A 6576-nucleotide genomic window follows, 5' to 3' on the forward strand; every position below is an offset into this window, starting at 1 on the left:
GAATAGGGGAATAGGGGAATAGGGGAATAGGAAAAACTAAGGCCGCGCCGAGCTTGTCCCTACTCCCCTACTCCCCTACTCCCCTACTCCCCTACTATCTTACCACCCTCACCACCGTCCGGTCCGACAGCAGCGGCAGCAGCCGCGCCATGGTTTGCGCCGTGACAGCCACACAGCCTTGCGTCGGCGTGAAGCCGGGGCGCGCCAGATGGAAGAAGATGGCGCTGCCGCGTCCGCGCCGGCGCGGCGACAGGTTCCAGTCGAGCACCAGGCAGGCGTCGTAGAGCCTGTCGTCGCGCCGCATGCGTTCGTGGCTGGCGCCATAGGGAATCCTGACCGGCCTGTTGTAGTTGCGGTCGTCAGGCACTTCGCACCAGCCCAGATCGGGCCCGATCGGCGTCATCGCCAGCCGGGTCCTGCGGCCGCTGGAGAACTGATCCCCCCGGAAATACCCCGACAGGATCCGCATCGCGGCCAGCGGCGTGGCGCCATCGCCTTCGCGCTTGTCGGCCGAGATGCCACCGCGCCCCAGCGCACAGGCAAACACCGTTTTCCCGGCCTGCAGCAGGCCCTGGCTTGGATGCCCAGGCCTCGCCCGCACGGTCAGCACACGCAGCCCTTTTCGCAAAATTGCGCCGGCTGCATTGCGATCGTGTTTTTTCTTGTATGATCGTGCCACGGAACAAATCACTGTGAACGGCTGTTACGCCGGTCAGCTTCCGCATAAACAGGCAGCGGTCAACTGAATTTTCTTTTCAAAACAACGGATTGATCCATGACTTCACGCACCATACTGATCGTCGACGACGATGATGACCTGCGCGGCACGCTGGTCGAGCAATTATCCCTTTACGAGGAATTCGACGTGCTGCAGGAATCGACTGCGGCAAAAGGTGTCGCCGCAGCGCGCGGCGGCCTCATCGATCTGCTCATCATGGATGTCGGGCTGCCCGACATGGATGGCCGCGAAGCGGTGAAGATCCTGCGCAAGGGCGGCTACAAGGCGCCCATCATCATGCTGACCGGTCACGACACCGATTCGGATACGATTCTTGGTCTCGAGGCCGGCGCCAACGACTATGTGACGAAGCCGTTCCGCTTCGCCGTGCTGCTGGCGCGCATTCGGGCGCAGTTGCGCCAGCATGAGCAGAGCGAGGATGCCACCTTCTCGGTCGGGCCCTATACTTTCAAGCCCAGCCAGAAACTGCTGCTCGACCCGCGCGGCGGCAAGGTGCGGCTGACGGAGAAGGAGGCCTCGATCATCAAATATCTCTATCGCGCCGACCAGAAGGTGGTGACGCGCGACGTGCTGCTCGAGGAGGTGTGGGGCTACAATTCCGGCGTCACCACGCACACGCTGGAAACCCATGTCTACCGGCTGCGCCAGAAGATCGAGCGCGATCCTTCCAATGCGGAAATTCTTGTGACAGAAAGCGGCGGCTACAAGCTGGTTCCTTAAACATTTTCATTATCCAATGAGCGGCCGGGCGGGGCCGCTTTCGGGTACGATCCAGTTGGAGGGTGGTTTGGATCGAACTCGCAGAGGAGGAGTCGGACTGTCGGTTCGGGGACATAGCTAGATGGCGCTGGATGACGACATCCGCGTTCTGTCCGCCGTGAGGCTCTTCGAGGGCTTCACGCAGGAACAACTGCGCCTGCTCGCCTTTGGCGCCGAGAACACCAGGCTGATTGCCAACCACAAGCTTTATCGCGAGGACGACGAGGCCGATTCCGCCTATATCGTTGTCAGCGGGCGCATCGTGCTCTACCGGGAGCAGAATGGCGAACGCATCCCGATAGGCACGGCAGGCCCCGGCACGATCCTGAGCGAACTGGCATTGATCGCCGACACCAACCGGCTGACCAGCGCGTCGGCCGAGATCGATTCGGAAGTGATGCGGCTCAGCCGCAAGATGTTCCACCGCATCCTGGAGGAATACCCCGAGGTCGCGGTCAAGCTGCACCAGCGCATCTCCGAGGAATTTCAGGCGATGATCCGCCGCATCGAGGAACTGGCGCCGCGCTTCTCCGGCTAAATCTAGCGTACCCACGAAGCTGCTGGCTTCGCAGCCGAAGGGAGAAGTGTTTTCAACGACAGCGATGAACTGGTCGTGGCGCACTGCGCGCCATCCGGACGCCCGGATCCAGCGGCAAGGCTCCGTTGACAGGCAAGAGGTGAAATCCTAAAGCACCTCGAAGGCGGCCGGCGCAGCAGGCGCCATCACCACCAGGCTCCTGGGGGGAGCGAGCCATGCCATCAGGGCGGTACGAGACCATTATCTTGTATTCCCGCAATGACGCGTTCGGCGACGGACTGATCCGGATTCCGGCATTGCGCGCCGCCAGAACGGCATTCCCCGACAGTTTCATCGTCTACGGAACCACCCGGTCGTCGTCCCTTGAACATAGCCTCAATCGCCATGCCGGCCATTTGGTCGATGCGATCAATGTGCGGACGCCCCTGGCGCGCCTGATCGCCGGTCACAGCAAGGGCAAGGGGCGATTGGCCGTCGTCGATTTCCGCATCTCGGCGCGTTGGCTGCTTCAAGCCTCGGCATCACTGCTCGGCCGCGGCATTGCCTATGAGGCAAACTTTCCGGCTTTCGCCCTTTCCTGGCGCCTGGGTCACAGGCCTGAAGCACGACCCGGGCACAATGCCTGGCGCTACCATCGCCTCATCGAACGCCTTGCCGGCAAGCGGCTGCCTTTCGATCATCGGCTGGAGCCTAGCCCGGCCGCACGAGCGGCGGCCAGGAGCCTTGCGGACGGCAAGCATGCTCCCTTGATCATTATCGCGGCGCATGGCAGCGCCAGCAAGCGCATGTCGGCGGATCAGGTTGCCGCAATCGCCGACAGCCTGATCGCCGACGGGGCGAACCTTCTCTATGTGAGAACCCCCGGCGACGGTCCCGATATGGCTGAGCTGGCTCAGCGCGTGCCGAAGCTGCGGCTTGTCGATTCCGCCGCGATCGGAGGTGTCGATATCGGTGACATCTTGCTGGCGCTCGGCGAGTTTGCCGATCTTTACATCGGCGCCGAAGGCGGTACCGCACATCTCATGGCAACGGTGATGACGCCGATGGTTATCCTCAATGGCGGCGCCAACATGGCCCGTTGGAGGCCGCTTTCGAACTGCGTGGACGTGATCGCGACCCGCCATGCCAGCCCGACCGGCCTGGTCGCCGATGTCCCGGCGCCGACAATCATCGAAGCGGCGCAACGGATGCTGGCGACACGCCGCCGCGACCATCCCCATCTGCCGGATAAGCCTGTCAGCGCAGCAGCCCTGGGGCAACGACATGCGTGAAGACGTGAAGCGCGCCGTTTGAGTTCGAATTTATTTGGACGCGCTTCGAAGCGTGCTGGGATTCAGGTCGGGCATTTGCAGGCCGGCCTCCCCTGAACATCGGCGCCATGGTACAATGGGTTCGGTGGAGCGAAGCGCTGCAACCGTTCGATGCTGACCACCGGCACAATGCAGGCGGAGTTCTCGGCGCGGCAGAGCTGGCAGCCATCGTACTGGATTAGGCATAGGTCAGCACTTCTTGATCTTTGATTCCAATGGAGTTCCTCTCAGTCCTCTATGAGAATAGCAAATGCCAGAGAACAGCGCGCCGAACACAAAGCATGGCGGCGAATGGACAATAGCCTGGCGCTTGGTCGTGTTGGCGGCGGCGGCGATCAACGTTGCGATGCTCTTGGCCGCGCTGTTCGTCGCGCAAATTCGTGGTCTGGACGCGTGGATCTTTTATCGAGATCCATCCGCAGCCGCCGGAGTCGGTTTCTATACGGGGTGGATTTCGTCCCTGGGTGCTTCGCTATGGATCGGCTCCGGCGCCGCGACCCTGTTTGCTGGCCTGCTCACGCGCCGATGGGATTGCACGTTTCTCGGCGGCCTTACCCTCCTCCTGGGCCTCGATGACCTGTTGTTGATCCATGAGGACGTGCTGCCCATTGTTGGGATACCAGAGATCGTTCCGATGATTGCCTACGCCGGCGCCGGGTTGTTCTGGTTCTTCCGGCTGCGACGAAAAACATTCGACGGCACGATCATCTTTGTGGCCGCAGGCTTCCTGCTGGCGATGTCAGCATCGATCGACCAGCTCGGAGAGCTGTTTCCTACCCCCGGTTCTGCGGCCGCCATCGCCGAGGACGTCGTCAAAGAGCTTGGCATCTTCCTTTGGGCGGCAGGTGCCGTTGGGTACGCGGCGATGGTGACACGATTGGGCCGTCCGTGGGTGGATCCAGCCGGTCCCAACTCTACAGACTGACTGCCGCACGCGGGCATTTTCGACCAGACTAGTCCAGATCGAACCGCGCGATGACAGGCACATGGTCCGACGGGCGCTCCCAGCCGCGCGCCAGACGCAGGATCTCGTAGCCGGAAAAGCTGGGCACAAGGTTCGGCGACGACCAGACGTGGTCGAGGCGGCGGCCGCGATTGGACAGCTCCCAATCCTGCGCGCGATAGCTCCACCAGGTGTAGAGCTTCTGCTCATCCGGCACGTTGAGCCGCATCAGGTCGACCCAGTTGCCGGCGCGACGCATCGCCTCGAAATTTTCCGTCTCGACCGGCGTGTGGCTGACCACGTTGAGCAATTGCTTGTGCGACCAGACGTCATGTTCGAGCGGGGCGATGTTGAGGTCGCCGACCAGCACCGAGCCGGACACCTCGTCATGTTCTGCCCGGATGGCATTCATCTCGGCAACGAAATCGAGCTTGTGCTTGAACTTCCTGTTGATGAGGGGACCCGGTTCTTCGCCGCCCGCCGGGACGTAGAAATTATGCAGCAGGATCGCCTTGCCGCCGGCCCGCACCGTCACCGAGAGGTGCCGGCTGTCCTCGATTTCGCAAAAGCGTCGCTTTTCGACCAATTCGATCGGCCGCCGCGCCACGGTTGCTACGCCGTGGTAGCCCTTCTGGCCATGGAAGGCGATGTGCTCGTAGCCGAGCTTGCGGAAAGCCTTCTCGGGGAACAGTTCGTCGGGAACCTTGGTTTCCTGCAGGCACAGCACGTCGGGCGCATGCTCGACGAGCAGGCGCTCGACGATCGGCATGCGAAGGCGAACGGAGTTGATGTTCCAGGTGGCGATGGAGAAGGGCATTTGGCAATCCAGGACAGCGTGCAACGGCCAGAACCGATGGGTCCCGGCGGGGAAGACGCCTTTTGACGGAGTCGGTCCGGGAAATTGCCAGCCGCGGACCGCAAAGACAAGCCGGGCAACGCCCGACGAGGCGCGGCCCGGTGCTTTCCACAGCTATTGGAGCGTTTGAAGCTAGCGCGCCTTGTTGGTGTTGAGCTCGCGGTTCGCCGTGTAGTCGATGGCGAAAGTATCCGGCGCGAAGCTGACGCCTTCCTTGGTGTTGAAGATCATCACCGTCGTATCCTTGCCCTGCGCGTCGGTGATCGTCCACTGCCGCAAGTCGAAGGTTTTCGGATCGAACATCATGGTGATCTTCGAATTGCCGAACACCGATTTGTCGGCGAGCTGGATGGTTGTGAGGTCGTCCTCCTGCTTGACGCTTTTGACGCGGTCGCCGGAGAGGTCGATCCTGTTGTCGAGCAGCAGCTTCAAGGGTGTCTTCGACAGCGGATAGAGATCGGACGTGTTGAGCCTCTTGTTCAGGATGACCACCGACTGGCCGTCTGAAATCACCCGGAAGTTCGAAGAGCCGTCGTAGTTGAAGCGGATCTTGCCCGGCCGTTCGAGGAAGAACTTGCCGCCGGTCTGCTCGCCCTTGGGGCCGAACTGCACGAATTCGCCGCTCATCGATTTGACCGAGGAAAAGTGGTCGGCGATCTTCTGCGCAGCGGCCGGCACAGCCGCCTGCGCCGAGGCCAGCACCTGGAAGCCGGGCACCGCGTTGAAGGCTGCCGCCCCTGCAAACGCCAGGCCGAGGCCCAGCAACTGACGCCGGGAGGGAGCAAATGTGCTGAGCGCTGAAAGATCGTTTTTCATATCGGTCACTCTCGTCTGATTCCTGAGTTGTTCTGTGCTTGGACCCCCAGTTGGGCTGAAATTTGGCGGGTCGGGCGTCCCTTGGTCGCTTCAACGCCTTGAAAGGTTCAAGGTTGCCGGACAGGGATGTCGCAAGGGTCAGGCTTTCTGGTCAGAACTTGTCCTCTTCGGTCGGCACCAGGATCTCGCGCTTGCCGGCATGGTTGGCCGGGCCGACGATACCTTCCTTCTCCATCTTCTCGATGATCGAGGCAGCGCGGTTGTAGCCGATGCCCAGCCGGCGCTGGATATAGCTGGTCGAGGCCTTGCCATCGCGCAGCACCACGGAGACCGCCTGATCGTAAGGATCGTCGGAATCCTCGAAATTGCTGTTGCCGCCACCGCCGCTCGCTCCACCCTTGCCTGACGGCTCGTCGTCATCCTCGCCATCATCCTCGGTGATGGCGTCGAGATACTCCGGCACGCCCTGCAGCTTCAGATGCGCGACGATCTTCTCGACCTCTTCATCGGCGACGAACGGGCCGTGCACGCGCTGGATACGGCCGCCGCCGGCCATGTAGAGCATGTCGCCCATGCCGAGCAGCTGCTCGGCGCCCTGCTCGCCCAGAATGGTGC

8 protein-coding genes are annotated in these 6576 nt (G+C 62.0%); 4 read left to right on the forward strand and 4 right to left on the reverse strand.

What is annotated here, in order from left to right:
- Nucleotides 1-94: 94 nt before the first annotated feature.
- Entirely contained in the window at nt 95-631 is a 537-nt protein-coding gene (locus tag EN925_RS17650; RefSeq protein WP_181172690.1) for a L,D-transpeptidase, read from the reverse strand.
- Between the two features lie 144 nt (nt 632-775).
- Here EN925_RS17650 and EN925_RS17655 point away from each other — a divergent pair, with 144 nt between their 5' ends.
- The 4 genes from EN925_RS17655 to EN925_RS17670 all read left to right on the forward strand — a co-directional run bounded on the left by EN925_RS17655 (nt 776) and on the right by EN925_RS17670 (nt 4271).
- Nucleotides 776-1459 carry a response regulator transcription factor gene (locus EN925_RS17655; protein ID WP_013528898.1) on the forward strand — a complete coding sequence of 228 codons (684 nt, stop codon included), beginning with the start codon at nt 776-778 and terminating at the stop codon, nt 1457-1459.
- A gap of 121 nt (nt 1460-1580) precedes the next feature.
- On the forward strand, nt 1581-2036 hold the full coding sequence (locus tag EN925_RS17660; RefSeq protein ID WP_063173345.1) for a Crp/Fnr family transcriptional regulator: 456 nt from the start codon (nt 1581-1583) through the stop codon (nt 2034-2036).
- Nucleotides 2037-2251: 215 nt separating this feature from the next.
- Nucleotides 2252-3307 carry a glycosyltransferase family 9 protein gene (locus EN925_RS17665; RefSeq protein WP_164753664.1) on the forward strand — a complete coding sequence of 352 codons (1056 nt, stop codon included), beginning with the start codon at nt 2252-2254 and terminating at the stop codon, nt 3305-3307.
- A 289-nt stretch (nt 3308-3596) separates the two neighbouring features.
- The gene (locus EN925_RS17670) at nt 3597-4271 is read left to right on the forward strand and encodes a hypothetical protein (RefSeq protein ID WP_127365964.1); all 675 of its coding nucleotides are present in this window, start codon (nt 3597-3599) and stop codon (nt 4269-4271) included.
- A 28-nt stretch (nt 4272-4299) separates the two neighbouring features.
- On the opposite strand, the gene EN925_RS17675 is transcribed toward EN925_RS17670, so the two are convergent.
- The 3 genes from EN925_RS17675 to EN925_RS17685 form a co-directional block, all read right to left on the reverse strand.
- Nucleotides 4300-5106, reverse strand: coding sequence for an exodeoxyribonuclease III (locus tag EN925_RS17675; RefSeq protein ID WP_128336757.1), 807 nt, complete (start codon nt 5104-5106; stop codon nt 4300-4302).
- A 171-nt stretch (nt 5107-5277) separates the two neighbouring features.
- Entirely contained in the window at nt 5278-5961 is a 684-nt protein-coding gene (locus tag EN925_RS17680) for an outer membrane lipoprotein carrier protein LolA (protein WP_024505000.1), read from the reverse strand.
- Between the two features lie 151 nt (nt 5962-6112).
- Nucleotides 6113-6576: DNA translocase FtsK (locus EN925_RS17685; RefSeq protein WP_164894259.1), on the reverse strand; the 464-nt coding region annotated here is incomplete at its 5' end.

It is taken from the genome of Mesorhizobium sp. M7A.F.Ca.US.006.04.2.1 (assembly GCF_004022915.1).
GTDB lineage: Bacteria > Pseudomonadota > Alphaproteobacteria > Rhizobiales > Rhizobiaceae > Mesorhizobium > Mesorhizobium ciceri.

Excerpts from the sequence above, each read along its gene's own strand:
- EN925_RS17665 (WP_164753664.1), top strand. The coding sequence starts at position 2,252 with ATGCCATCAGGGCGGTACGAGACCATTATCTTGTATTCCCGCAATGAC.
- EN925_RS17660 (WP_063173345.1), top strand. The coding sequence starts at position 1,581 with ATGGCGCTGGATGACGACATCCGCGTTCTGTCCGCCGTGAGGCTCTTC.
- EN925_RS17655 (WP_013528898.1), top strand. The coding sequence starts at position 776 with ATGACTTCACGCACCATACTGATCGTCGACGACGATGATGACCTGCGC.
- EN925_RS17675 (WP_128336757.1), bottom strand. The coding sequence starts at position 5,106 with ATGCCCTTCTCCATCGCCACCTGGAACATCAACTCCGTTCGCCTTCGC.
- EN925_RS17670 (WP_127365964.1), top strand. The coding sequence starts at position 3,597 with ATGCCAGAGAACAGCGCGCCGAACACAAAGCATGGCGGCGAATGGACA.
- EN925_RS17680 (WP_024505000.1), bottom strand. The coding sequence starts at position 5,961 with ATGAAAAACGATCTTTCAGCGCTCAGCACATTTGCTCCCTCCCGGCGT.